Here is a 24412-nt window from a genome sequence, read left to right on the forward strand (position 1 = left end):
CTGGAAGGACCCCGCGCGATGAAACTGATGGTCGGCCTTGGCAACCCGGGCGGCAAATATGAAGGCAACCGGCACAATGTCGGGTATATGGCCGTCGACCGGATCGCCGAAGATCACGGGTTCGCACCATGGCGGGCCAAGTTTCAGGGCCTTGTGTCCGAGGGGCGGCTTGGGCGCGAGAAGGTGCTGCTCCTGAAGCCCACCACCTTCATGAACCTCAGCGGGCAAAGCGTGGGCGAGGCCATGCGCTTCTACAAGCTCGGGCCGGACGAGGTGATCGTGCTGCATGACGAGCTTGACCTCGCGCCCGGCAAATGCCGCGTGAAGACCGGCGGCGGCCATGCGGGCCATAACGGGCTGCGCTCGATCCACCAGCATGTCAGCGACGCTTACACGCGCGTCCGCATCGGCGTCGGCCATCCCGGTCGCAAGGAACTTGTCTCCGCATGGGTGCTGCAGGATTTCACCAAGGCCGATCAGGCCTGGCTCGACGACCTGCTGCGCGGCATTTCCGATGGTGCGCCGGATCTGGCCGAAGGCGATGGCGGGCGTTTCATGAATGCCGTGGCGCGGCGGCTGGCGCCGGCCCGCCCCTCGACGGGCGGAAAGCCGGACAAGGCCGACACGGGCGCGCATGAGCCGCGTGGCGAAAAGCGGCTGTCGAAAGACCCGCGCCCGGCCAAAGCCCCGGAGCCAGAGCCTGACACGCGTTCGGCGCTCCAGCGGCTGGTCGACAAGTTCTCCTGACGCTGCGTCACGCTTGGGGTGCCCCCCTCCGACGACTAGGCTCCGTCAAAACATCTTTGGGAGGATGATCCATGCCCCGGTGGATCAAGCGCACGCTTGTCGTGCTTCTGGCCGCACTTGCCCTTCTGGCGGTTCTGGCCATCTGGCAGCGCGACCGGATCGAACGGCTGCTCGCCGTCAACACGCTCTTCGACGAGGCGCATATCGTCGCGAATTTCTCCGACATGCCGTCGCTCTTCTTCCACCAGCAGATGACCAACGGCAATGAGCTGCCATGGGACCTGCCACAGGCGGCCACGCCCCTGCCCGCGCAGGTGCCGGATGGCACGGGCGGCACGCTCGACATTGCCGCCTGGGCGGCTGAACGCAGCCTCACCGCCCTTGTGGTGCTGAAGGATGGCGAGATTGTCGCGGAAGAGTATTTCCAGGGCACAGACGCCGATGATCTGCGCATCTCATGGTCGGTCGCCAAGAGCTTCCTGTCGGCCCTGACCGGCATCCTGGTGGAGGAAGGCGCGATCGAGAGCCTCGATGCGCCGGTTACCGATTACGCGCCCCTGCTTGCCAAGAGCGCCTACCGCGACGCCACGATCCGCGACGTGCTGCAGATGGAATCCGGCGTCACCTTCAACGAGGACTATCTCGACTTCCATTCCGACATCAACAAGATGGGCCGCGTGCTGGCCCTTGGCGGCTCGATGGACGCGTTCGCCGCCGGCCTCGAAGGACAGGACCGCCCGCCGGGCGAGGCCTGGCAATATGTCTCCATCGACACGCATGTGATCGGGATGGTGCTGCGCGGTGCAACCGGCCGCAGCGTGCCCGACCTGATGGAGGAGAAACTCATCCGCCCGCTCGGCCTCGAGGCCGGTCCGGTCTATCTGACGGACGGCGAGGGGGTGGCCTTCGTGCTCGGCGGGCTCAACCTGCGGACCCGCGACTATGCCCGGATGGGACTGCTTGTGCTGCAGAAGGGGCGGCGCGGGCCGGCGCAGATCATCCCCGCCAACTGGCTGGCAGAGAGCACGGCCCCCAGCGCCAAAACGGCGCCCGGAGAGATCGGCTACGGCTATCAATGGTGGGTGCCGCAGGACAGCGACGAGGATGAGGTTCTGGCCCGCGGGATTTACGGGCAGTTCATCTACATCAACCGCGACCGCGGGGTCGTCGTCGCGATCAACAGTGCGGATCGCGGGTTCCGCGAGCCGGGGGCCTTCGCGCAGAACATGGCCGCGTTCCGCGCGCTGGCAGGGGCTGCTGCCCCGGACGGATCCGGCGCAGCAACCAACTGACACTCAGTCCTTGCGGAAGAATTTCTTCTCGCGCGGCTTTCCGTCCCAGCCGGGCTTGCCGCGCGGCTTGTCGGACGGACGGCGGTCGCCACCGCCCTTGTTGCCGAAGTCGCGTCCGCCGGAGCGGCCGCCGCGATCATCTTCGCGTGCTTCCCATTTGCGCAGCAGCTTCGCGTTGAAGCTGTCGCGTCCGACCGAGCCTTCATGGGCCCAGACGGTTTTGACCTCGTCGCCCTCAACTGCTTCGACCGCCATGCGCATGGAGCCGGCGGTGAGGACGACAATGTCGCCGATCTCGAAATTCGACATGATGAATCCTTTGTCTCATACTGACGGAAGCGCTGCCTATACGCCTGCAGGCCCGCCGTGAAAAGCGGATTCGTGCAAGCGCCGTGCGGCGGCAGCGAATTCGTTCCGACCGGTAAGCGCGCCCGTCAGGAGGACATGTCGACGCCGAGCGCCTCGGCCACCGTGAAGATATCCTTGTCGCCACGGCCGCACATGTTCATCACCAGAAGATGGTCGGACGGCAGGTCCGGCGCGATCTTGGTGACATGGGCGAGCGCATGGCTCGGCTCCAGAGCGGGGATGATCCCCTCGGTCCGGCAGGAGAGCTGGAACGCGTCGAGCGCTTCCGTATCTGTGACCGACACATATTCCACCCGGCCCATATCGTGCAGCCAGGCATGTTCCGGCCCGATCCCGGGATAGTCGAGCCCGGCGGAAATCGAATGGCCCTCGATGATCTGACCGTCATCGTCCTGCAGAAGGTAGGTCCGGTTGCCATGCAGCACGCCCGGACGCCCGCCGGTCAGCGAGGCCGCATGCTCCATCTTCTCATCCACACCGTGGCCACCGGCTTCCACGCCGATGATGCGCACGCTCGGATCGTCGAGGAACGGATGGAAGAGCCCCATCGCGTTCGAGCCGCCACCGATGCAGGCCACCAGACTGTCGGGCAGACGGCCTTCGCGCGCCTGCATCTGTTCCTTGGTTTCCTTGCCGATGATCGACTGGAAATCGCGCACCATGGCCGGATAGGGATGCGGGCCTGCAACCGTGCCGATGCAGTAGAAGGTTTCGTCGACATGGGTGACCCAGTCGCGCAGTGCCTCGTTCATCGCATCCTTCAGCGTGCCGCGGCCCGAAGTCACCGGCACGACTTCCGCGCCGAGCAGTTTCATGCGGAAGACGTTGGGGGCCTGACGCTCCACATCCGTCGCGCCCATGAAGACCACGCATTTCAGCCCGAACCGCGCGCAGACCGTCGCCGTCGCCACGCCATGCTGGCCGGCGCCCGTTTCCGCGATGATGCGGGTCTTGCCCATGCGCCGCGCAAGCAGGATCTGCCCCAGCACGTTGTTGATCTTGTGCGCGCCGGTATGGTTCAGTTCGTCGCGCTTGAGGTAGATTTTCGCCCCGCCGAAATGCTCGGTCAGCCGTTCCGCGAAATAGAGCGGCGAGGGCCGGCCGACATAGTGTTTCCACAGATCGTCCATCTCGGCCCAGAAACTGTCATCCTCCTTCGCGCGGTCATACTCGGCCTCCAGATCGAGGATGAGCGGCATCAGTGTCTCCGACACGAACCGCCCGCCGAAATCGCCGAACCGGCCGCGCTCGTCGGGACCGGTCATGAAGGAATTGCGCATGTCGGATGCCATCAGGCGTCTCCCGTTGCCGCCGCGATGAAGCGGGTAATCATCTCATTGTCCTTGATGCCCGGCGCGGATTCGACGCCCGAAGACACATCGACCTGTTCCGCACCGGTCAGGCCTATTGCCTCTGCCACATTATCGGGGGTCAGTCCACCGGCGAGCATCCACGGTTTCGTCCAGCGGCGGCCCTGCAACAGCCGCCAGTCGAAGGCGAGCCCGTTGCCGCCCGGCAGGGTCGCATCGCGCGGCGGTTTGGCGTCGATCAGAAGCTGGTCGGCCGCCGCCGCATGGTCCGCGATCGCAGGCAGGTCTTCCTCGTCCGCGACACCGACCGCCTTCATCACCGGCAGGCCGAACCGCGCACGGATGTCGCCCACCCGCTCGGGCGTCTCTGTGCCGTGCAGTTGCAGCATGTCGAGCGGCACGGTCTCCAGAAGCGCCTCCAATTCCACATCGGAGGCGTTGACGACCAGACCCACCTTGCACAGGCCCGGCGGCACATGGCCCGCCAGATCCGCCGCGTGGGCCGGGTCGATATTCCTCGGCGAGCGGGGGAAGAAGACAAAGCCCAGATAAGCCGCACCAGCCGCGGCCGCATGCAGGACCGTGTCTTCACGGGTCAGTCCACAGATTTTCACGCGCATTGGGGTCTTCCTGTCGTGGCCGTCGGGGGCGCTTCGGCCCAGTTCTGCGGGCGCGTCCTGCGCCCGCCGGCCGTCAGTTCAAAAGGGCGAGGACATCATCCTCTTCATGGCCGGTCTTCTTCTTCAGACCGTCAATGTCCTTTTCAAGCTTCTTCACCTCGCGCTTGCGCTGCGAAGCCTCGCGGCGGTGCTTGTGCTCGCGCAGCCACTCCAGCAGATAGCCCAAGATCAGCCCGAGCAGCACCGAGAAGAGGATCACGAGGAAGAGCGGCAGCGTCACGTCGTAGGGGAAGACGGATTTCAGCGCCTGGGGCACCAGCACCAGCGTCACCATCCCGCGATTGGCCACCGCGAGGAAGATCACGAACAGCATCACCACGACCAGAAGGCCGATCCGCAGGTACCGCATGGGCGCCCTTTCCGACTTAGATCCGTTATTTCTCGTTTAGTCTGTCGCGCAGAAGCTTACCAGTCTTGAAAAACGGGACATGCTTCTCTTCGACATGAACGGCTGCACCCGTGCGCGGGTTCCGTCCGGTGCGCGCATTTCTCTTCTTCACGGAGAAGGCGCCAAAGCCGCGCAGTTCGACCCGATGCCCCTCGGACATGGCGCCGATAATCTCTTCGAAGAATGTGTTCACGATGCGCTCGACATCGCGCTGGTACAGATGCGGGTTCTCGTCGGCTATTTTCTGAATCAGCTCGGACTTGATCATTCCACGCACCTCTCCCTGATTGGCCCCCACTTGCCCAGAGGCCTTGAAATTGCCTGCCGTTCCCCTGCAAGTATCGGGCATTGTGGCAGAAATCACCGGGTGATGGAATAGAGCCGCGGTCCTGCAAGGGTGGAAAAGCGCTGCCACAGGCCCTCTGCGGTGGGGATTTTGCCCAGAAGCAGGCTCAAAGCACCCTCCTCGACCGGCACTTCCCAGACAACGACCGGCAGGTCGGCCAGTGCCTCATCGAGTGATTCGAGATGCGCCAGCGCCTCTGCCTCGCCGCCGATTTCGTCGATCAGACCGGCATCGAGCGCCTGAAATCCGCTGACGATCCGCCCGTCCGCCACCGCGTCGAGCGCGGCATCGTCCAGCCCGCGCCGCTCGCCCACAAGCCCACGAAACCATTCATAACCTTCCTCGATCATCTCCTGATCGAGCTGGCGCGCGCGTGGATTGTAGGGGCGGTATGGGGCCGGTTCGGCCTTCAGTTCCGACGAGCGCAGCGTCCACATGTCGATGCCGATCCGGTCCATCACCTCGGTCACGTCCGGCACTTCCATGATGACGCCGATGGAGGCCGTGATTGTGTTGCCGCGGGCAATGATATGGTCCGCGCCGAGCGCGGCGATATAGCCGCCCGATGCCGCAACCTCGCCCATTACGGCGACAACGGGCCGGTCCTCGGCCACGCGGCGGATGGAGGCGAAGAGCGCCTCTGACCCGGCCGTGGTGCCGCCCGGCGAGTTGATCCGGAGGATCAGCGCCTTGGCGTCGCTTTCGGCCATGTCTTGAAAAAGATCGTCGCGCGACGGGTCATCGGTGATGAGCCCGCCCACGCCATACCAGGCGATGTGATCGCCCTCGGTCTCGTCCGGGGCCATCATCACGCCCAGGACGGACAGGAAGATGCCGAGCGCGATCGCCGCGACAAACCCCCAGATAAAGGCGGAGCGGCGCCCTTTGCGACGCCGCTCCTCCAGATATTGCTGTTCAAAGCTCATCGAGCTTCAAACCGCCATCACTCTTCTTTGTTCTTGAGCGCTGCGCCCAAGATGTCGCCGAGCGACGCGCCGCTGTCGGAGGAACCGTACTGAGCCACGGCTTCCTTCTCCTCGGCGATCTCGCGTGCCTTGATCGACAGGCCCAAACGACGGGCGTTCTTGTCGATGTTGGTGACGCGGGCGTCGACCTTGTCGCCGACCGAGAAACGCTCGGGGCGCTGTTCGGCACGGTCACGGCTCAGGTCGGAGCGGCGGATGAAGGACTTCATGCCGTCATACTCGACCTCGATGCCGCCATCTTCGATCGCGGTGACGACGACGGTGACAACCGCGCCGCGCTTCACGCCGGTGGTGGCGTCAACGAACGGATCGCCTTCGAGCGCCTTGATGGAGAGCGAGATGCGTTCCTTCTCGACGTCGACATCGGTGACTACGGCTTTGACCATGTCGCCCTTGCGGAAGTCCTGGATCGCTTCCTCGCCGGAGCGGTTCCAGTCGATGTCCGACAGGTGAACCATACCGTCGATATCGCCTTCCAGACCGATGAACAGGCCGAATTCGGTGATGTTCTTGACTTCACCCTCGACCTCGGTGCCGGCCGGATGCGACGCAGCGAAGTTGTCCCACGGATTGCCCTGGGTCTGCTTGAGGCCCAGCGACACGCGGCGTTTCGCGGTGTCGATCTCGAGCACGACGACTTCCACTTCCTGAGAGGTGGAGACGATCTTGCCCGGGTGGACGTTCTTCTTGGTCCAGGACATTTCGGAGACGTGGACGAGACCCTCGACACCCGGCTCCAGTTCCACGAAGGCGCCGTAGTCGGTGATGTTGGTCACGCGGCCGGTGTGGCGCGATTCCAGCGGGTATTTCTCTTCGACATTCTCCCACGGGTCGGCCTGCAGCTGCTTCATGCCGAGGCTGATGCGCTGGGTTTCCTTGTTGATCTTGACGATCTGGACCTTCACGGTCTCGCCGATCGACAGGATCTCCGACGGGTGGTTGACGCGGCGCCAGGCCATGTCGGTGACGTGCAGCAGGCCGTCCACACCGCCGAGATCGACGAAGGCGCCGTATTCGGTGATGTTCTTGACCACGCCGTCAACCGTGTCGCCTTCTTTCAGCTTGCCGACGATTTCGGCGCGCTGCTCGGCACGCGACTCTTCGAGGATCGCGCGGCGGGAAACGACGATGTTGCCGCGGCGGCGATCCATCTTCAGGATCTGGAACGGCTGCGGAATGCCCATCAGCGGGCCGGCATCGCGCACGGGGCGCACATCGACTTGGCTGCCCGGCAGGAAGGCCACGGCACCGCCGAGGTCGACAGTGAAGCCGCCCTTGACGCGACCGAAGATGGCGCCTTCGACGCGCTCTTCCTTCTCGGCGGCTTTTTCGAGGCGGTCCCAGGCTTCCTCGCGGCGGGCCTTGTCACGCGAGATGACGGCTTCACCGCGGGCATTCTCGACCCGCTCGAGATAGACTTCGACGGTGTCGCCGACTTCGATCTCGGGATCCTGGCCCGGTTTCGCGAATTCCTTGAGGTCGACGCGGCCTTCCATCTTGTAGCCGATGTCGACGATGGCCTGGCCGGCTTCGATGGCCAGGACGGTGCCTTTGACGACAGCGCCTTCGTCGGGCGTTGCCAGTTCCAGGCTTTCGTTCAGGAGAGCTTCAAACTCGTCCATGCTTGCAGTTGCAGACATTCACATTCCTTTGTCATGTTTTTCTGGCCGTGCGGTTGGGTCCGCCGGTCTTTGATTTCACGGGTCAGAGGCGGAGATAAGTCCGTTCAAGAAACAAACAAGGGCCGGATTAGTCCCGACCCTGCCCGATTCTTTTCTTGATCTTGGTCACCGCCTCGGCGACAGCGGCGTCTATAGACAATTCCGTGGTATCGAGCAAGTGCGCATCTGGCGCAGGCTTGAGCGGCGCTGCATCGCGCGACGCGTCGCGCTTGTCCCGAGCACGCAGGTCTGCAAGCACCGTGTCCAGATCGGTTTCGTGCCCGTTGGCGGTCAGTTCGGCAAAGCGGCGTTCCGCGCGGGTCCGGTCGTTGGCGGTGACGAAGAGCTTCACCTCTGCATCGGGGCAGATGACCGTGCCGATATCGCGTCCGTCGAGCACCGCGCCACCCTCGCGCCGCGCAAACCGTTTCTGGAAGTCGAGCAAAGCGGCGCGCACCTGCGGGATCGCCGCGACGCGGCTGGCCGCCTGCGCCACCGGCGCGGTGCGCAGGTCATCCGCTGCCAGATCGGCCTCTGTCAGATGGGCAGCCAGATTGCCTGCCAAGTCGGGATCGAGCGGCCCGTCGGTGAAGGTGAGCGCCTTCTTGCCCACCGCGCGGTAGAGCAGTCCCGTGTCGAGATGCGCAAAGCCGAACGTCTCGGCCACTGCGCGGGAAATTGTGCCCTTGCCGGATGCGGCCGGCCCGTCGATGGCAACCGTGAACCGTGTCATCTGCGCCCCTCCGCGATCTCGTAATAGTCGCCCTTCTCGGTCTCATAGATGTGACCGGACAGCGCCAGCCCCGTCGGCTGGTCGAGGCACCCCATATGGATCGAGAGCGTATCATCCGCCGTACTCGACCAGAAAAGCTGCGCGCCACAGGTCGGGCAGAAGCCGCGGCTCGCGGTGTCATTATACTGATACCAGCTGAGTTTGCCGGTGATCGTCACCGCATCCCGCGGCGCACTGGTGCAGACCGTGTAGTGGCCGCTGCCGCGCCGGCACTGCTCGCAATGGCACGCCACGGGCGGACGGAGCGGACCGTCAACCTCGTAGCGGACCCTGCCGCAGATGCAGCCGCCGCGATGGGTCACGCATTCTCCCTCCGGAACACCGCGCCAAGGTCGCCCATCAGGTCGATGAAAATCGGGAAGCTCGTCTCGATCGCGCCCGCATCGTCGATCTTGACCGGCTTCTGCGTCGCCATGCCAAGGCACATGAAGGACATGGCGATCCGGTGGTCGAGCCGCGTTTCGCAGGTTGCCCCGCCCGGCACGCCGCCCGGTCCCATCCCGTGGACGATGAACGTGTCCTCATCCTCTTCCACGGTGACACCGCATGCTTCCAGCCCGCGCGCCATCGCGTCGATCCGGTCGCTTTCCTTGACCCGCAATTCCTTGACGCCGCGCATCACGGTCTTGCCCTCGGCCGTGGCGGCAAGTGCGGACAGGATCGGATATTCGTCGATCATGCTCGCGGCCCGCTCGGGCGGCACCTCGATCCCCTTGAGCGGTCCGAACCGCGCACGCAGGTCCGCCACAGGCTCGCCGCCCTCCTCGCGCAGGTTCTCGAAAGTCAGGTCCGCGCCCATTTCCTTGAGCGTGGTGTAGAGCCCGGCCCGCGTCGGGTTGAGACCGATATTGGGCACGAGCACGTCCGACCCTTCGACCAGAAGTGCCGCACAGACCGGAAAGGCCGCGGAGGACGGGTCGCGCGGCACGGCTATCGTCTGCGGCCGCAATTCGGGCTGGCCCTGCAGGCGGATGATGCGGGACTGGCCGTCTTCCTCGACGGTGATATCGGCCCCGAACCCTGCGAGCATCCGCTCGGTATGGTCCCGCGTGGCTTCGGTCTCCGTCACGACGGTTTCACCGGGTGCGTTCAGGCCGGCCAGCAGCACGGCCGATTTCACCTGCGCCGAGGGCATGGGCGTCGTGTAACGGACCGGCACCGGGTTGGCCGCACCGACGAGCGTCAGCGGCAGCCGCCCGCCATCGCGGCCATGCGCCGTGGCACCGAAGAGCGCCAGCGGGTCGGTGATCCGTCCCATGGGGCGGGACCGCAGGCTGGCATCGCCGGTAAATGTCGCGGTGATCGGGCTGGTGGCCATCATCCCCATGATGAGCCGCACGCCGGTGCCCGAATTGCCGCAATCGATGACATTCTCTGGCTCGGCCAGCGCGCCTACGCCGACGCCGTGCACCGACCAGTCACCACCGCCATGGTTCACCACATCCGCCCCGAACGCCTGCATGGCCTTGGCCGTGTCGAGCACGTCCTGCCCTTCCAGCAAACCGGAAATCCGGGTCTCGCCGACGCTCAGCGCGCCAAGGATCAGCGAGCGGTGCGAAATCGACTTGTCGCCGGGAACATGCGCTGTGCCGCGCAGCGGCGGAGAGGCGAGCGCGGACATGGGGCGCGCGGGACCGTGACCTGACATAGAGTGTCCTGTATCCGAAGTTTTCAGCGGTTTAGCCTGTTTGACCGTCCGAGGCCAGCGGCGCGGGCGGCGCCGGTGCATCGGTCCGCCGGAAGGTCAGATAGTGCGGCGTGCGGCCTTCGCGCACCGCCTTGGCCTCGTAGCGGGTCCGGTGCCAGTCCGACCATGGTTCGCGCCAGTCCTCCGGCCCGTCTGCCAGCCATTCGAAATCGGCGCGCGGCACGACCACTTCCAGCGTCTGTCGGACATAGTCGGGAATATCGGTCGCAACATGGAAGCGGGCACCGGGTTTCAGCGCGCGCGACAGCTGGTCGATATTCTCCGGCACGACGAAGCGGCGGCGATGGTGCCGGCTCTTCGGCCAGGGATCGGGATAGAGCAGGAACGCCCGGTCGAGGCTCGCCAGCGGCAGCACGTCGAGCATGTCGCGTGCGTCGCCCATATGGACGCGGATGTTCTCCACCCCGTCCTCGGCGATGCGCGGCACCAGCATGGCGACCCCGTTCACGAACGGCTCGCAGCCGATCAGGCCGACATCGGGATTTTCCTTCGCCTGATGCAGTATATGCTCGCCGCCGCCGAACCCGACCTCCAGCCAGACCGGCCGGTCATCGCCGAAGAGCGTATTCAGATCGAGAAGGGTGCGGTCAGGATTGTCCTCCCACGTCACACCGGGCGGCGAGAGCCGCTTCAGCGTGGTCTCCAGATGTTCGATCTGGCCCTTGCGCAGCTTCTTGCCGTGGCGGCGGCCGTAGAAATTGCGCCACGGGGCGCCGGAGGGGTGTGATCCTTCGGACATGGACAGTTCCGCTTCGTTTGTTGACGGCCCGCGGAATGCACCCTGCGGGCCGCCGGGTCAAGCGCCGCTGAAAATCCGCCGCAGGATCAGCACGGCGGGAACCGTAACCAGATACATGGTGATCCCGTAGACCGCCGAGGGCAGCGCATAGTCCGGAATGCCGCCCGTCTGCGCGACGAGCCCCGCCACCGCGATGCCCAAAGTTGCGTTCTGCACCCCCATCTCGATGGAGATGCACATGCCGTCCCCGCCGCCAAGGCGCAGGAGCCGTGCAACCCCCAGCCCGAGACCGAGCAGGATGAGGTTCATCAGCATCAGCACCGGCCCGAGCTTCGGGAAATTGGTCGCAAAGATTGTCCAGTTGGCCGCGAGGGCCGCAATCACGATCAGGACGAAGAGAACAAGCGCGATGCCCGATACGAGCCGCTCGGTCCGTGCTGCGAAACCGGGCGCGAAATGGCGCACGAGCAGCCCGAGAAGCACCGGCACCGCGGTGATCGCGAACATGGCGATGCCGATGCCGGCCACGTCGATGGGCGGCGCGGCCGCCCCCAGCGTCGTGCTTGCGGCCCAGGCCACGAGGAACGGCACGGTCAGCACCGACAGGAGACTGACCACCGCCGTCAGCGTGATCGAGAGCGCCACCGTCCCGCCCGCCAGTTTCGTCAGGATCGACGAGGTCACGCCGCCGGGCGCGAAAGACAGGAGCAGCAGGCCGAAGGCGAGCGCCGGTGGCAGGTCGAAGATCTGTAAAAGGCCGACGGCCACCAGTGGGATCAGGACGACCTGTCCGACGATCCCCGTCAGCACCGCGCGCGGCATGGTCAGCACGCGGCCGAAATCGCCGAAGGTCAGACCATAGCCCAAGGAAAACATGATGATTGCCAGCGACAGTGGCAATCCGACATCGACCAACATGAACACCCTCCCGAAGTCTTTTTGGGAGGGTGTCATGCGCGTGGCGTCTTGGAAAGTTTTAACTGCCTTTCCGAAGGGTTAACCCGACGGTCAGACGGCCTTTTTCAGCGCTTCCACAAGGTCGGTCTGTTCCCAGCTGAACCCGCCATCCGCATCGGGCTGGCGGCCGAAATGGCCGTAGGCCGCGGTGCGCTGGTAGATCGGCCGGTTGAGGCTCAGATGCTGCCGGATGCCGCGCGGCGTCAGGTTCATGATCTGCGGGATGGCGGCCTCGATCTCGGCCTCGGACACGGTGCCGGTGCCGTATGTGTCCGCATAGATCGAGAGCGGCTCGGCCACGCCGATCGCATAGCTCAGCTGGATCACGCAGCGTTCCGCCAGACCGGCGGCCACAACGTTTTTCGCGAGATAACGCGCCGCATAGGCCGCGGACCGGTCCACCTTGGTCGGATCCTTGCCGGAAAAGGCACCGCCGCCATGCGGGGCCGCGCCGCCATAAGTGTCCACGATGATCTTGCGTCCGGTCAGGCCCGCATCCCCGTCGGGACCGCCGATGACGAACTTGCCGGTCGGGTTCACATGCCAGACGGTCTTGTCGGTCAGCCAGTCCGCGGGCAGTTCGCTGCGGATATAGGGCTCCACCAGATCGCGCACATCGCCCGAGCTCATCGACCCGTCGAGATGCTGGGTAGAGAGCACGATGGAGGCAACCTCCACCGGCAGGCCATCCTCGTAGCGCAGGGTCAGCTGGCTCTTGGCATCGGGGCCGAGCTTCGGCTCGCTGCCGTTCTTGCGCACTTCGGCGAGCTTTTTCAGGATCGCATGCGCATAGTGGATCGGCGCCGGCATCAGTTCCGGCGTCTCGTTCACCGCATAGCCGAACATGATCCCCTGATCGCCCGCGCCCTCGTCCTTCGTGTCGGACGCATCGACGCCGATGGCGATCTCCGGCGATTGCTCGTGCAGGTAGTTCTGGATGTCGACGGTTTCCCAATGGAACCCGTCCTGCTCGTAGCCGATGTCACGGACACATTCGCGGGCGATATCCTCCACGTGCAGCACCACGCTTTCGGGGCCGCGCACCTCGCCGCCGATGACCACGCGGTCGGTCGTGGCAAAGGTTTCGCAAGCCACGCGGCTCTCGGGATCCTCGGCAAGGAACGCGTCGAGCACGGCGTCGGAAATTCGGTCGCAAACTTTGTCCGGATGGCCCTCCGAGACGCTCTCGGAGGTAAAGAAATAGTTCTTACGGGTCATACAATCCCCTCAATGATAGGCCTCATGCGTAACGCAGTTAAAATTAAAGCGTCAACGCTCTATCGCGACCGCGCGACCGCTTTTCGCGACATGGCACCGGAAAGGCCGAGAAGAAGAAGCATCAGGACGAGAATTGGCAGGTCCGAAGCCCGCGCATAGAGCGTCGGCGCGCGCGGGGGCGGCAGGGGCGCGTCGATCCGCCCCGCCTCGCCCAGAGGCAGTTCGTCCACCAGCACACCTGACGCGTCGATGACCGCGGAAATCCCGGTATTGGCGGACCGCACCAGCGGCAATCCCTGCTCGATCGCCCGTGCGCGGGCCTGCGCCAGATGCTGGAACGGGCCGGCATAGGTGCCGAACCAGGCATCATTGGTGATCTGCAGCAGCCAGTCCGGCCGCTCGGGCCCGCGCAGCATCTCCTGCGGGAAAATCGCCTCGTAGCAGATGAGTGGCTGGAAGGGCGGCACGCCCGGCAGGTCGATCCGCGCCTGACCCGGCCCGGCAGAGAAGGAGCCCGCCAGACCGACGAGCGCGCCGAGACCCGCACGCTCGGCCGTGCGGCGGAAGGGCATATATTCGCCGAACGGCACCAGATGCGCTTTGTCGAACCGGGTCAGAACCGCGCCGCCCTCGCCCAGCACCGCAAGCGTGTTGAACCAGCGATAGATCTCGCCCGCTGGCTCGACCCGCCGGATGCCCGTCACCAGCGGCGCGCCACCGGTCGCCGCCGCCATTTCCGCCTGCACCTCCGGATTGCGGCCCAGCAGCACCGGCACCGCCGTCTCCGGCCAGATCACCAGATCGGGCGGCGGATCGGCAGGTGCCGCGCTCAGGTCGAGCAGTCGGCCGTAGAAGGTCGGGATCCAGTCCGGATCCCATTTCAGCCGCTGCGGCGCGTTCGGCTGGACGATGCGCAAGACGGGCGCGTCCGTGGCGGGTTCCGGCGTGTCCGCGATACGCGCGGCACCCCAGCCCCAAAGCAGCGCCACGCAGGCAAGCGCGCAGGCTGCGGCCGCCAGTCGGGTGCGACGCAACGCAAAGCTCGCCGGCAAAAGCCCCGCCAGCAGGGTCAGGAGGCCAAGCCCGTGCGGTCCGGCCAGCGCCAGCATTTGCGCGGGTGGCACCCCGATCCAGCCATAGGCGGGCAATGCCCACGGAAAGCCCGTCAGGAGCCAGGCGCGGCCCAAATCCGACAGCGCCCATCCGGCGGCCAGCGCCAGCGCCAGCCACGGGCCGGGCCGCGCGACGGCGCGCGCCAGTGCGAACCCCGCCGCCCAGAACAGCGCCAGCCCGCCCGCCATGCCGGCAAGCGCGAACGGGGCCATCCAGCCGTGCCGCACCGGATCGACCAGAAACGGCTCGACGATCCAGAAAAGGGTGATTGCAAAATAGCCAAGTCCGATCCGCCAGCCCGTCCAGGCGGCCGACCGCGCGCGCGCTGTCCGCGCTATCGCGACATAGGCAAGCGGCAGGGCCACCACAAAGAACGGCCAGAGCCCGAACGGCGCCTGCACGAGGCCCAGAAGCGCACCAGTGAACACGGGGCCGAGAAATCCCACAAGGCGCGCGCCCGCTGTCCTGCGGGCCCGTGCCGGGCCGGTCTCTTTCTCGGTTGGGTCAGGTTTGGGGGCGACCGCCACCGTGCGCGACTATTCCGCCGCCCGATCGAGCACGGCGGGTTTCAGGCGCACACGCAACCGCTTGATGGCACGCGGATCGGCATCGACCACCTCGAACTCGTGCCCGTCCGGATGCACGATCACCTCGCCCCGCGCGGGCACGGCACCGGTCATCATGAAGACAAGGCCGCCGAGCGTGTCGACTTCCTCATCCAGATCATCGGCCAGCAGATCGACGCCGGCCTCTGCCTCGAACATCTCCAACGGGGTGCGGGCCTGACAGAGGAATACACCCGGCGCTTCGATGATCCACGGCTCGGCCTCGGTCGTGTCATGCTCGTCGACAATTTCACCCACAATCTGTTCCAGAAGGTCCTCGATGGTGATCAGGCCGTCTACGCCGCCATATTCGTCGATGACGAGCGCGATGTGCACGCGGCTCGCCTGCATCTTCTGCAGAAGCGCGAAGGACGGCATGGAGGGCGGCGCGAACAACACCGTGCGGATCAGCGGCTGGATGTCGAATTCGCGCGCGCCTGCGTCGAACCCGTAATTGAGCGCCAGATCCTTCAGGTGGAGAAAGCCCAGCGGATTGTCGAGCCGGTCCTCGAACACCGGCAGGCGGGTGAAACCGCTGCGGCGGAAGGCTTCCACGATCTCGGGGAGCGGCGTGGACACTTCCACGGCCTCGATGCTGGCCTTCGGGACATAAAGCTCCTCGACCCGCTGGTCCTGCATCCGGCGCAGATTGCCGAACATGTCCTGCGGGGCGGCGCGATCGCCGTTGACCTGACCTGTGGAAGGGGCCGGATCCTCGTCCTCCGGCTGCGAAAATCCGAAGACGCGGCTCAGCAATCCGCGCGTCCCGTCCTCGGTGATAGTCTCCTGCTGCGCGCTGTGCGCTGCGCTAGAAGATCCGTCCGTCGTGTCGCCCATGGCTCCTTATCCGAATAGACCGGCCAGACGCCGGCTCCTTTAATATGGGTTCGCGATGCCCGCGCTTGCAAGGGCCTTGATCTCCAGCCCCTCCATCAGCGCGGCATCCGCCTCGGTTTCATGGTCAAAGCCGAGCAAATGGAGGCATCCGTGCAACAGTAGATGCGTTAGGTGATGCGCCACGGGCAGCCCGGCGGCCTCCGCCTCCGCGATGCAGGTTTCAAAGGCCAGCGCCAGATCGCCCAATTCATTGTCGAAATCGTCGGGCGGTGGCGGCGGTGCCGGCCAGTCGCCCGGCGCACCGGCCGCCAGTTCCGTGGCCGGCCATGACAGGATGTTCGTCGGGCGCGGCTTGTCCCGGAACGTGCCGTTCAATTCGGTGATCCGCGCATCGTCACAGGCAAGGACGGAAACAAGATACCCCGCATCCGGCACCCGCGCGGCCGCAAGCGCCATCGACGCCGCTGTCGCACACAGGGCCGGCAGGTCATAGGCGTCCCAACGCGGATCCTCGATGCTCAGGTCGATCTCGACCAGCGGGGGTGTCATGCCTTGCGCGCATCCGCGTCATAGGCCTCGATGATCTTGGCGACCATCGGGTGCCGGACCACATCCACCGCAGTAAACCGCGTGAATTTGATACTGTCCACGTTGCGCAGCACGCGCTCGGCCTCCACCAGACCGCTGTCGACGCCGCGCGGCAGGTCGATCTGGCTCATGTCGCCGGTGATCGCCATGCGCGACCCCTCGCCCAGACGGGTGAGGAACATCTTCATCTGCATGGTCGTGGCATTCTGCGCCTCATCGAGCACGATGAAGGCGTTCGACAGGGTGCGCCCGCGCATGAAGGCCAGCGGCGCGACCTCGATGCGCTTTTCCTCGATCAGCTTGGCGACCTGGCGCGCAGGCAGGAAATCGTTGAGCGCATCGTAGAGCGGCTGCATGTAGGGATCGACCTTGTCCTTCATGTCGCCGGGCAGAAAGCCCAGGCGCTCGCCCGCTTCCACCGCCGGACGCGACAGGATGATCTTGTCGACATAGCCGTCGATGAACATGGCCACGGCGGCCGCGACCGCCAGATAGGTCTTGCCGGTGCCCGCGGGCCCGAGCCCGAAGACCAGTTCATGGGACATCAGGTCCCGCACATAGGCTTTCTGTGCCTTGGTCCGCGGCTCGACCACTTTCTTGCGGGTGCGGATCTCGATCTCGCCGCCACGGAACATTTCCAGTTGGTCGCCGGCCTGTGCGCCCGTGCCTTCGTCTGAGCCGCCCATGCGGATCGCACCGTCCACGTCCCCCGGTTCCACCTGCCGCCCCTGTTCGAGCCGGCGGTAGAGCGCGTTCAGCGCCGCCAGCCCGCGCTGGCAGGCTGCCGGTTCGCCATGCAGCGCCAGCTGGTTGCCGCGCCGGGTGATGACGATGGACAGGGCCTGTTCGATCTGGGCGAGGTTGCGGTCAAATTCTCCGCAAAGTTCGATCAGCAGGCGATTGTCAGGAAAGTCGACGACGAATTCAGAGGAGTCCGCGTCAGCGAGGGCCGGTGGCAGGGCAGATGGCGCCAATGTCAATGTCCCGATCGGTTTCGAATGCCTGACATCATGGTGCCTCATGCAGGCGACCCGGCGCAAGGCAAATCCCCGTGCGCCGGTCGAGTTTCCCGCAAGCTGCCGGTCAGTTGTTGGCGCGCCCGAAGAGCAGGTCGCGATAGTTGCCGGTGATCTGGCCCGGCACCGCTTCAGGACGACAGACAGGCGTGCCATCCTTGTTCAGCCGCGGCGACATGTACCCCTCGACCCCGTCATCGGCGATCCAGTGATCGCAGCCGTCCGGATCGGTCCAGACACCGGCATCGAGCGTCCGGCTCGGCCCGTCCCCGTCGATATAGGCGTCACTTGCCGAATTGGATGGCGTGCAGCCCGCCGCTGCCAGCGTCAGGCCCAGCATGACCCCCGCCCCTTTGACCAGATTTTTCATTCGCCCGAACTCCCCTCACAAGCACAGTACAGTTCTACCCGGCGGTTCATCGCCCGACCGGATTCGTTATCGTTGGAAGCCATTGGCGAACTTTCGCCAAAGGCCCGTGCGGTTGCCGTATGGCCGAGTGCCGTGGCCAGTGCCGCCACGGCGCGCGCCCGGCGCATCGACAGGTCCTCATTGAAGCTGGCACTGCCCACATTGTCCGTGTGGCCATCGACGAGAAGCGCACAGCTGCGCCCGCCAAGCCCGGCCGTGATGAAAGCGCGCAGCCGGTCCACATCCGCCGCGGACACTTCGTCGATATTGGTGTCGAAGAGGGCGTTCTGGCCGATTTTCTCGCACCGGGCGGCTGACTGGCTGGAACAGACGGGTTTCCCCTGACGGTTCAGCCGCGGAGACATGTACCCTTCCGCGCCGCGGTCGATCACCCAATGCTCGCAGCCCTGCGGGTCGACCCAGATGCCCGCGCGGACATTTTCATCGACCACCTGATCCGGCGCGGCGGCTGTCGCCTTGGCCGACACGCCGCCTGGCGCGATCCGTTCGCCTGCGAATGTGGCTCCGGCCCCGGATAAAAGAGCTCCGGCCACGCCAAATGTCAGCGCGACTCGGCTCGCTTTTCTGGAAAAATTCATTGGTCCCCACCTGCACATCCCATCCCTCATGGCCGGTTTCGGCCACGGGAACAGTCTTCCCCTGCAAATTTGTTAATTTGAGGGCGCGAATCGGTCAACAGCCGAGGGGATTATTCTGCAAGCGCTCCGCTCAGGGAGTTTGGTGCCGCAGCGCGGATCTCGACCGGAAGGAGCCGTCCCGTCAGCGCGGGATCAGCCTGGAAATGCACGGCCTGGAGGTAGGGCGACCGTCCGACCATCTGCCCCGGTTCGCGCCCCGGTTTCTCCACCAGAACGGGCAGGGTCTTGCCCACCATCGACTGCTGGAACGCCACCTGATCGGCTGTCAGTTGCGCCTGCAACCGCTGGAGCCGTTCCGATTTCACATCTTCGTCCACATGGGCGCGATCAGCAGCAGGCGTCCCCGGACGGGGTGAATATTTGAAGGAATAGGCCTGCGCGTAGGCAACCTCGCGGCAAAGCGCGAGCGTGTCCTCGAAATCGGCATCGCTTTCGCCGGGGAACCCGACAATGAAATCGCCCGAGAGCGCGATGTCGGGCCGTGCGGCACGGATCCGTTCCAGCAGGCGCAGGTAATCCTCCGCCGTGTGTTTGCGGTTCATCGCCTTCAGCACCCTGTCGCTGCCCGACTGGACCGGCAGGTGCAGGTAGGGCATGAGCTTCTCGACCTCGCCATGGGCTGCGATCAGGTCGTCATCCATATCGTTGGGATGCGAGGTGGTGAAACGGATCCTCTCCAGCCCGTCGACGGCAGCCAGTTCACGGATGAGCCGTGCGAGCGACCAGTCACCGTCTGCGGCCGCGCCGTGATAGGCGTTCACATTCTGGCCGAGCAAGGTGATCTCGACCACGCCGCGCTCCACCAGATCGCGGGCTTCGGCAAGGATCCGGTCTGCCGGGCGCGACACTTCCGCCCCGCGCGTATAGGGCACGACGCAGAAGGCGCAGAACTTGTCACAGCCTTCCTGCACCGTCAGGAACGCCGCCGGGGCCCGCCGGGCTTTGGGGCCGCGCGGCAGATGGTCGAACTTGTCCTCTTCAGGGAAGTCGGTATCGATCGCCCGCCCGTCCTTCGCTGCAGCATCGGTCAGTTGCGGCAGACGGTGATAGGCCTGCGGGCCCACCACGATATCCACCAGGGGCTGGCGGCGCATGATCTCCTCGCCCTCGGCCTGCGCGACACAGCCTGCCACACCGATCTTCAGATCGGGCCTTGCTTCTTTCAGGCCACGGTAGCGGCCAAGCTCGGAATAGACCTTCTCCGCCGCCTTCTCGCGGATGTGGCAGGTGTTGAGCAGGATCATGTCGGCCTCTTCGGGCCGGTCGGTTTCCTCATACCCTTTGGCCCCCATGGCCGCGACCATGCGCTCGCTGTCATAGACATTCATCTGACAGCCGTAGGTTTTGACAAAGAGCTTCTTGGCGTCCGACATGACCGGCTCCGTGGCGCTGGAAAAGGAAACGGCCCCAACCATCGGTGGGGCCGCCGCCTTCTACACAAACTGGCCGCAAAGGGCAATCAGCCCCGCGGCGCGTCCTCAGCTGGCCTTCTTGCGGCCGCCCTTGGCGGGCTTGCGGCCCAGTCCGATCTTCTTGGCCAGTTCCTGACGGCGCTTGGCATAGTTCGGCGCCACCATCGGATAGTCGGCCTTCAGGCCCCATTTGGCGCGATAATCGTCCGGCGTCATGCCATAGGCGGTCATCAGATGCCGCTTGAGCATCTTCAGCTTCTTCCCGTCCTCAAGGCAGATGATGTAATCGTCGGTCACCGATTTCTTGATCGGTACGGCCGGCACAAGCTCCACCGGCTCTTCGGCGCCGACATCGGCCAGACCGTTCAATGCGTCATAGACCGACCGGATCACGTCCGGCAGCTGTGCTGCATCTACAGCATTGTTGGCAACGTGAGATGAAACGATTTCTGACGTGAGCGCCAGAAGGTCGGCCTTCTCGATAGCGATTTCTGTCTCCATGGATACCCCTTCCCGTGTTATCCGATGCAGGTTGGAAAAATAGCCCTGCGGTTATTAACGAAGTTGAAAAATGTTTCTTCGTTAAGTCACTAATATTGTCTGAACTAGAATATTTCAACTGCCAAGCAATAACGTTGTTCGGAACGTGATTGTGAACGCGCGAATTTCAGCCGAACAGCCGCCTGAAGCTCCGCTCTTTTCAAGGCATGCCGGCTTGTGCCAACAGGGAAGCATGACCGTTTACTCGACCCTCGACGCGGCGCTGTCGCACCTGTCCGCTTCCACGACGCGCACGCCGCTGGCGGTTCTGCTGGCGGAAGACCGGGTCGAACTGAAAAGCAGTCTCGACCATCTTGCCCGGATCGGTTTCACCGAAATCCTGCTGCTCGGGGCGGTCCAGCCCGAGCCGGACGCACCGGAGGGCGTGTCGCTCCTGTCGGTTCCGCACCGGCTGACCCGGCTGGAGGACAGTATCGCGCTCCTCAACAGGGTGATTCCCGCCGTTGCAGGCCGCTGGATCCACTATTGTTTCAACGCCGAGTATCTCTACTTCCCGTTTCTTGAAACCCGCTCGATCAGCGACGCGCTGACATTCGTAGAGGAAGAGCGCCGGCAGTCGGTCTTCACCTGCGCGATCGACCTCTATGCGGACGACCTGTCGGTTGCACCGGGCGGCGTCGACCGGGCGCGGGCCTGTTTCGACAAGAGCGGCTATTACGCCCAGACACGGCACGCGGACGGCGTGCCGCTGCCGCAGCAGGTGGACGTGTACGGGGGGCTGCGCTGGCGGTTCGAGGAACATATCCCGTGGGACCGGCGGCGCATCGACCGGATTTCGCTTTTCATCGCCGCCCCGGACCTGCAACTCGACACGGATTTCCAGCTGCGCACCCCTGAACATGATACAGTATCCTGCCCGTGGCACCATAATATGACCATGTGCGTCTGCTCGTTCCGCGTTGCCAAGGCATTGCGCCACAATCCTGGCTCGCGCGCCCATGTGACCAATTTCCGCTGGAGCGGGTCGGAGCCGTTCCGCTGGTCCTCGATGCAATTGATGGAGCACGGGTTCATGGAACCCGGCCAGTGGTTCTGAGCCGATGGACCGGCAGGCGGCAGACCGGCTGAACGCCCGCGTCGGCTTGCTGGCGGTCTGTGTCGCGGCGCTGCTCGTGCTGCTCAAGCTCTGGGCCTGGTGGGTGACCGGAGCCCTGTCGGTGGCGGCGAGCCTTGTCGACAACTTGCTCGACCTCATCGTCTCGGGTGCGGGGCTGGCCGCAATCCTCTATGCCGCGCGGCCCGCCGACGACGAACACAGGTTCGGGCACAGTTCGGCTGAAGATCTGGCGGCGCTGGCTCAGGCCGCCTTCGTGACCCTGTCGGCCATCGCCATCTCGCTCACGGCCTTTCGCAGGCTTTTGGGTGCGCCCGCCCCCCTGACAGCCGAAACCGAGGGCATCCTGGCAATGCTGGCGGCTGTTCTGCTCACGCTCGGACTCGTTCTCGTCCAGCGGGCCACGGCGCGGCGGACCGGCTCGAAAGTGATCGCCGCGGACAGTTTGCACTATCTGTCGGACCTGCTGCCCGGCATCGGGGCGATCGCCGCGCTGGCCCTGTCACGCCGTTTCGGCTGGGCGCAGATCGACGCGGTCGTGGCGCTGCTGACTGCGGGGATCCTGCTGCGCGGGGCATGGACCATCGGCCGCGACGCGGTGGATGCGCTGATGGATCGCGGCGCCGGACGCGACGTTCAGGACACGGTCGCGCGGCTGGTCGCAGCCCGGCCGGACGTGCTCGGCTTTCACGACCTGAAAACCCGCCGCGCCGGCACGCGCATCTTCATCCAGATGCATATCGAGCTTGACGGGTCGCGGTCGCTGCACGACGCCCATGCGACCGGAGCGGCGCTGCGTCAGGATATCCTCGACGCCCTGCCGGACGCCGAGGTCATCATTCACAAAGACCCGGCCTGAGCGGTCAGGCTGCCCTGTCGAGCCCGCGCTGGCGCAGGAGCGCTTCCACCCCCGGCATCGCGCCGCGGAAGGCGGTGTAAAGCTCGGACGCTTCCCGCGAGCCACCCGCCGAATAGATATGCTGGCGCAGCTTTGCTGCCATTGCTGGATCGAACGGATCGCCGGTTTCCTCGAATGCCGCGAAGGCATCGGCATCCATCACTTCGGACCACATGTAGGAATAATAACCCGAGGAATAGCCGTCGCCCGAGAAGACATGCTGGAAATGCGGCGTGGCGTGGCGCATCACGATCGCATCGGGCATGCCGAGCTCGGCCAGAACCTCCCGTTGCCGCGCCATCGGATCCTGCGGCACCGGACCGGAATGGAAGGCCAGATCCACCATCGCGGAGGCCACATATTCCACCGTGGCAAAACCCTGACCGAAATTCTCCGCCGCTTCCAGCTTGGCCAGAAGCGCGTCGGGCAGCGCCTCGCCCGTCTCCGCATGGCGGGCATAGGTCTTCAGGATATCGGGCACGCTTAGCCAGTGCTCGTAGAGCTGGCTCGGCAGTTCCACGAAGTCCCGCGCAACGCTGGTGCCCGAAATGCTGGCATAGGTCACATCCGACAGGAGCCCGTGCAACGCGTGGCCAAACTCGTGGAACAGCGTGCGCGCATCATCATAGGTCAGGAGCGCGGGCTTGCCGGCGGGCGGTTTGGCGAAATTGCAGACGTTCAGCACGATGGGCCGCACATCCTGCCCGTCGATCCGCGACTGGTCGCGGAAGCGCGAACACCAGGCACCGCTGCGCTTGGACGGACGCGCGAAATAGTCGCCGATGAAAACACCCATGTGGCGGTCGCCGTCGCGCACTTCCCATGCGCGGGCGTCGGGATGGTAAAGCGGCACATCAAGCGGCCGGAAGTTCAGCCCAAACAGGCGGGCCGCCACGTCGAACGCGGCCTCGATCATCGCATCGAGCTGGAAATAGGGTTTCACTTCGGCGGCGTCGAAATCGAAAGTCTGCTGGCGCAGCTTCTCGGCGTAATAGGCCCAGTCCCATGGCGCGAGCGCGTCGTTGATCCCGTCCGCCTGCATCAGTTCGGTCAGCGCCTCCGCATCGCGCAGGGCGGCATCGCGCGCTGGCGTCCAGACCGCTGAGAGGAGGTCATGGACCGCGTCCGGCCGGGCGGCCATTTCCGGTTCCAGCTTGAAGGCGGCGAAACTGTCATAGCCAAGGAGCGCGGCGCGTTCCTTGCGCAGTGCCAGCGTCTCGGCAACGATCGCGCCATTGTCGGTCTCGCCGCCGCGCGCCCCGCGCGAAGTCCAGGCCGCAAAGGCCTGTTCCCGCAGATCACGGCGCTGCGAGGCGGCCAGGAACGGCATGATGAGCGAGCGCGACGTGGTGATGACATGCCCCTCCTGCCCGAGCTCGGCGGCCGCCGCTGCAGCCGCGTCGATCAGGTCCTGCGGCAGCCCGTCCAGATCGGCCTCCGCCAGTGCCATCGACCAGTTGCTCTCGTCGGACAGCACGTTCTGCGAGAACGCCGTGCCAAGCGTCGCGAGCCGGCCCATGATCTCCGCCAGACGTTCGCGGTCCGCGCCTTCCAGCCGCGCGCCGGCACGTACGAACATCCGGTGGGTCAGCTCCAGCACACGGTCCTGCTCCGCGCTCAGCCCCAGCTTCGCGCGGTCGCGCATCAAATCATCCACCCGGCGGAAAAGCGCGCTGTTGAGCATCACCTCGGACCGGAAGGCCGCGAACCGCGGCGCCAGATCACGCTGCAGCGCCTGGATCTCGGGCGAGGTATGGGCGCTCGCGAGGTTGAAGAACACGCCGCCGACACGGTCGAGCGTCGCGTCGGCCTGCTCCAGCGCCTCGATCGTGTTGGCAAATGTCGGCGCAGCGGGATTGTCGGCAATCGCCGAGATATTGGCCCGTGCCTCGGCAAAGGCCACATCGAAGGCCGGGGCGAAATCGGCGGTCTCGATCCGGTCGAACGGCGGCAGTTCGAACGGTGTATCCCAATCGGACAGAAGTGCGGTCATCTGGTGCTCCTCGCTTTGACCTGCATGTAACCCCTGCCGGGTGGCTTTGCCATGGGGCGGCGTCGGATTTGTG

Annotated in this window: 26 protein-coding genes; 4 read left to right on the plus strand and 22 right to left on the minus strand. The window is 65.1% G+C overall.

Annotation, left to right across the window (positions count from 1 at the left end):
- Positions 1-18: 18 nt before the first annotated feature.
- Together pth and GSH16_RS03130 are read left to right on the plus strand one after the other, a co-directional pair.
- On the plus strand, positions 19-747 hold the full coding sequence (gene pth / locus GSH16_RS03125; protein WP_160851789.1) for an aminoacyl-tRNA hydrolase: 729 nt from the start codon (positions 19-21) through the stop codon (positions 745-747).
- 71 nt (positions 748-818) lie between these two features.
- Positions 819-2039, plus strand: a complete 1221-nt coding sequence (locus GSH16_RS03130) for a serine hydrolase domain-containing protein (RefSeq protein ID WP_160851791.1) — start codon at positions 819-821, stop codon at positions 2037-2039.
- Between the two features lie 3 nt (positions 2040-2042).
- Here the strand turns inward: GSH16_RS03130 and GSH16_RS03135 are convergent, their stop codons facing one another.
- The 21 genes from GSH16_RS03135 to GSH16_RS03230 form a co-directional block, all read right to left on the minus strand.
- Positions 2043-2348, minus strand: a complete 306-nt coding sequence (locus GSH16_RS03135; protein ID WP_160851793.1) for a hypothetical protein — start codon at positions 2346-2348, stop codon at positions 2043-2045.
- 125 nt (positions 2349-2473) lie between these two features.
- Positions 2474-3700, minus strand: coding sequence for a tryptophan synthase subunit beta (gene trpB, locus GSH16_RS03140; protein ID WP_160851796.1), 1227 nt, complete (start codon positions 3698-3700; stop codon positions 2474-2476).
- Entirely contained in the window at positions 3700-4338 is a 639-nt protein-coding gene (locus GSH16_RS03145; protein WP_160851798.1) for a phosphoribosylanthranilate isomerase, read from the minus strand. The genes trpB and GSH16_RS03145 overlap by 1 nt, the downstream gene beginning before the upstream one ends.
- Before the next feature lie 73 nt (positions 4339-4411).
- The gene (locus GSH16_RS03150) at positions 4412-4747 is read right to left on the minus strand and encodes a lipopolysaccharide assembly protein LapA domain-containing protein (RefSeq protein ID WP_160851800.1); all 336 of its coding nucleotides are present in this window, start codon (positions 4745-4747) and stop codon (positions 4412-4414) included.
- Positions 4748-4772: 25 nt separating this feature from the next.
- A complete protein-coding gene (gene ihfB / locus GSH16_RS03155) occupies positions 4773-5054 on the minus strand; it encodes an integration host factor subunit beta (RefSeq protein WP_160851803.1) in 282 nt (93 codons plus the stop codon).
- 92 nt (positions 5055-5146) lie between these two features.
- On the minus strand, positions 5147-6058 hold the full coding sequence (gene sppA, locus GSH16_RS03160; RefSeq protein WP_160851805.1) for a signal peptide peptidase SppA: 912 nt from the start codon (positions 6056-6058) through the stop codon (positions 5147-5149).
- A gap of 17 nt (positions 6059-6075) precedes the next feature.
- The gene (rpsA, locus tag GSH16_RS03165) at positions 6076-7758 is read right to left on the minus strand and encodes a 30S ribosomal protein S1 (RefSeq protein ID WP_160851807.1); all 1683 of its coding nucleotides are present in this window, start codon (positions 7756-7758) and stop codon (positions 6076-6078) included.
- A gap of 109 nt (positions 7759-7867) precedes the next feature.
- Positions 7868-8512 (minus strand): (d)CMP kinase, encoded by a 645-nt coding sequence (gene cmk, locus GSH16_RS03170; protein ID WP_160851809.1) that lies wholly within the window; start codon positions 8510-8512, stop codon positions 7868-7870.
- Entirely contained in the window at positions 8509-8874 is a 366-nt protein-coding gene (locus tag GSH16_RS03175; protein ID WP_160851812.1) for a GFA family protein, read from the minus strand. The genes cmk and GSH16_RS03175 overlap by 4 nt, the downstream gene beginning before the upstream one ends.
- Positions 8871-10220 carry a 3-phosphoshikimate 1-carboxyvinyltransferase gene (gene aroA, locus GSH16_RS03180; RefSeq protein WP_160851814.1) on the minus strand — a complete coding sequence of 450 codons (1350 nt, stop codon included), beginning with the start codon at positions 10218-10220 and terminating at the stop codon, positions 8871-8873. Before aroA ends, GSH16_RS03175 begins: the two co-directional genes overlap by 4 nt.
- A gap of 31 nt (positions 10221-10251) precedes the next feature.
- Complete coding sequence (gene trmB, locus GSH16_RS03185; protein ID WP_160851816.1) at positions 10252-11019, minus strand: tRNA (guanosine(46)-N7)-methyltransferase TrmB; 768 nt, start codon at positions 11017-11019, stop codon at positions 10252-10254.
- A gap of 57 nt (positions 11020-11076) precedes the next feature.
- Entirely contained in the window at positions 11077-11937 is an 861-nt protein-coding gene (locus GSH16_RS03190; RefSeq protein WP_160851818.1) for a bile acid:sodium symporter family protein, read from the minus strand.
- Between the two features lie 90 nt (positions 11938-12027).
- Positions 12028-13194 carry a methionine adenosyltransferase gene (gene metK, locus GSH16_RS03195; RefSeq protein WP_160851820.1) on the minus strand — a complete coding sequence of 389 codons (1167 nt, stop codon included), beginning with the start codon at positions 13192-13194 and terminating at the stop codon, positions 12028-12030.
- Between the two features lie 59 nt (positions 13195-13253).
- Positions 13254-14753, minus strand: coding sequence for an apolipoprotein N-acyltransferase (gene lnt, locus GSH16_RS03200; protein WP_160851822.1), 1500 nt, complete (start codon positions 14751-14753; stop codon positions 13254-13256).
- Positions 14754-14843: 90 nt separating this feature from the next.
- The gene (locus GSH16_RS03205; protein WP_160851825.1) at positions 14844-15749 is read right to left on the minus strand and encodes a hemolysin family protein; all 906 of its coding nucleotides are present in this window, start codon (positions 15747-15749) and stop codon (positions 14844-14846) included.
- A 39-nt stretch (positions 15750-15788) separates the two neighbouring features.
- Positions 15789-16298, minus strand: a complete 510-nt coding sequence (ybeY, locus tag GSH16_RS03210; protein WP_160851827.1) for an rRNA maturation RNase YbeY — start codon at positions 16296-16298, stop codon at positions 15789-15791.
- Positions 16295-17311 (minus strand): PhoH family protein, encoded by a 1017-nt coding sequence (locus tag GSH16_RS03215; protein ID WP_235912911.1) that lies wholly within the window; start codon positions 17309-17311, stop codon positions 16295-16297. Before GSH16_RS03215 ends, ybeY begins: the two co-directional genes overlap by 4 nt.
- 109 nt (positions 17312-17420) lie before the next feature.
- On the minus strand, positions 17421-17723 hold the full coding sequence (locus GSH16_RS15765) for a hypothetical protein (protein WP_205523949.1): 303 nt from the start codon (positions 17721-17723) through the stop codon (positions 17421-17423).
- Positions 17720-18361 (minus strand): OmpA family protein, encoded by a 642-nt coding sequence (locus tag GSH16_RS03220; RefSeq protein ID WP_160851832.1) that lies wholly within the window; start codon positions 18359-18361, stop codon positions 17720-17722. Before GSH16_RS03220 ends, GSH16_RS15765 begins: the two co-directional genes overlap by 4 nt.
- Positions 18362-18471: 110 nt before the next feature.
- Entirely contained in the window at positions 18472-19794 is a 1323-nt protein-coding gene (miaB, locus tag GSH16_RS03225; RefSeq protein ID WP_160851834.1) for a tRNA (N6-isopentenyl adenosine(37)-C2)-methylthiotransferase MiaB, read from the minus strand.
- A gap of 105 nt (positions 19795-19899) precedes the next feature.
- Positions 19900-20334: a MucR family transcriptional regulator gene (locus tag GSH16_RS03230; RefSeq protein ID WP_160851836.1), complete on the minus strand. Its 435-nt coding sequence runs from the start codon at positions 20332-20334 to the stop codon at positions 19900-19902.
- Positions 20335-20566: 232 nt separating this feature from the next.
- Between GSH16_RS03230 and GSH16_RS03235 the strand changes: the two genes are divergently transcribed.
- Positions 20567-21430, plus strand: coding sequence for a hypothetical protein (locus GSH16_RS03235; protein ID WP_235912913.1), 864 nt, complete (start codon positions 20567-20569; stop codon positions 21428-21430).
- Between the two features lie 4 nt (positions 21431-21434).
- Entirely contained in the window at positions 21435-22307 is an 873-nt protein-coding gene (locus tag GSH16_RS03240; RefSeq protein WP_160851838.1) for a cation diffusion facilitator family transporter, read from the plus strand.
- A gap of 4 nt (positions 22308-22311) precedes the next feature.
- Here GSH16_RS03240 and GSH16_RS03245 read toward each other — a convergent pair whose 3' ends face one another.
- Complete coding sequence (locus GSH16_RS03245) at positions 22312-24339, minus strand: M3 family metallopeptidase (protein ID WP_160851840.1); 2028 nt, start codon at positions 24337-24339, stop codon at positions 22312-22314.
- Positions 24340-24412: the final 73 nt, after the last annotated feature.

Source organism: Oceanomicrobium pacificus, from assembly GCF_009833495.1.
In the GTDB taxonomy this organism is placed as follows: domain Bacteria; phylum Pseudomonadota; class Alphaproteobacteria; order Rhodobacterales; family Rhodobacteraceae; genus Oceanomicrobium; species Oceanomicrobium pacificus.

Bases quoted from the DNA above. Each gene is read 5' to 3' on its own strand.
- trmB (WP_160851816.1), bottom strand. From the start codon at position 11,019: ATGTCCGAAGGATCACACCCCTCCGGCGCCCCGTGGCGCAATTTCTAC.
- ihfB (WP_160851803.1), bottom strand. From the start codon at position 5,054: ATGATCAAGTCCGAGCTGATTCAGAAAATAGCCGACGAGAACCCGCAT.
- GSH16_RS03245 (WP_160851840.1), bottom strand. From the start codon at position 24,339: ATGACCGCACTTCTGTCCGATTGGGATACACCGTTCGAACTGCCGCCG.
- GSH16_RS03230 (WP_160851836.1), bottom strand. From the start codon at position 20,334: ATGGAGACAGAAATCGCTATCGAGAAGGCCGACCTTCTGGCGCTCACG.
- ybeY (WP_160851827.1), bottom strand. From the start codon at position 16,298: ATGACACCCCCGCTGGTCGAGATCGACCTGAGCATCGAGGATCCGCGT.
- GSH16_RS03205 (WP_160851825.1), bottom strand. From the start codon at position 15,749: ATGGGCGACACGACGGACGGATCTTCTAGCGCAGCGCACAGCGCGCAG.
- trpB (WP_160851796.1), bottom strand. From the start codon at position 3,700: ATGGCATCCGACATGCGCAATTCCTTCATGACCGGTCCCGACGAGCGC.
- pth (WP_160851789.1), top strand. From the start codon at position 19: ATGAAACTGATGGTCGGCCTTGGCAACCCGGGCGGCAAATATGAAGGC.
- cmk (WP_160851809.1), bottom strand. From the start codon at position 8,512: ATGACACGGTTCACGGTTGCCATCGACGGGCCGGCCGCATCCGGCAAG.
- GSH16_RS03240 (WP_160851838.1), top strand. From the start codon at position 21,435: ATGGACCGGCAGGCGGCAGACCGGCTGAACGCCCGCGTCGGCTTGCTG.
- GSH16_RS03220 (WP_160851832.1), bottom strand. From the start codon at position 18,361: ATGAATTTTTCCAGAAAAGCGAGCCGAGTCGCGCTGACATTTGGCGTG.
- aroA (WP_160851814.1), bottom strand. From the start codon at position 10,220: ATGTCAGGTCACGGTCCCGCGCGCCCCATGTCCGCGCTCGCCTCTCCG.
- GSH16_RS03130 (WP_160851791.1), top strand. From the start codon at position 819: ATGCCCCGGTGGATCAAGCGCACGCTTGTCGTGCTTCTGGCCGCACTT.
- GSH16_RS03150 (WP_160851800.1), bottom strand. From the start codon at position 4,747: ATGCGGTACCTGCGGATCGGCCTTCTGGTCGTGGTGATGCTGTTCGTG.
- sppA (WP_160851805.1), bottom strand. From the start codon at position 6,058: ATGAGCTTTGAACAGCAATATCTGGAGGAGCGGCGTCGCAAAGGGCGC.
- rpsA (WP_160851807.1), bottom strand. From the start codon at position 7,758: ATGTCTGCAACTGCAAGCATGGACGAGTTTGAAGCTCTCCTGAACGAA.
- metK (WP_160851820.1), bottom strand. From the start codon at position 13,194: ATGACCCGTAAGAACTATTTCTTTACCTCCGAGAGCGTCTCGGAGGGC.
- GSH16_RS03190 (WP_160851818.1), bottom strand. From the start codon at position 11,937: ATGTTGGTCGATGTCGGATTGCCACTGTCGCTGGCAATCATCATGTTT.
- GSH16_RS15765 (WP_205523949.1), bottom strand. From the start codon at position 17,723: ATGAAAAATCTGGTCAAAGGGGCGGGGGTCATGCTGGGCCTGACGCTG.
- GSH16_RS03235 (WP_235912913.1), top strand. From the start codon at position 20,567: ATGACCGTTTACTCGACCCTCGACGCGGCGCTGTCGCACCTGTCCGCT.
- GSH16_RS03135 (WP_160851793.1), bottom strand. From the start codon at position 2,348: ATGTCGAATTTCGAGATCGGCGACATTGTCGTCCTCACCGCCGGCTCC.
- GSH16_RS03145 (WP_160851798.1), bottom strand. From the start codon at position 4,338: ATGCGCGTGAAAATCTGTGGACTGACCCGTGAAGACACGGTCCTGCAT.
- miaB (WP_160851834.1), bottom strand. From the start codon at position 19,794: ATGTCGGACGCCAAGAAGCTCTTTGTCAAAACCTACGGCTGTCAGATG.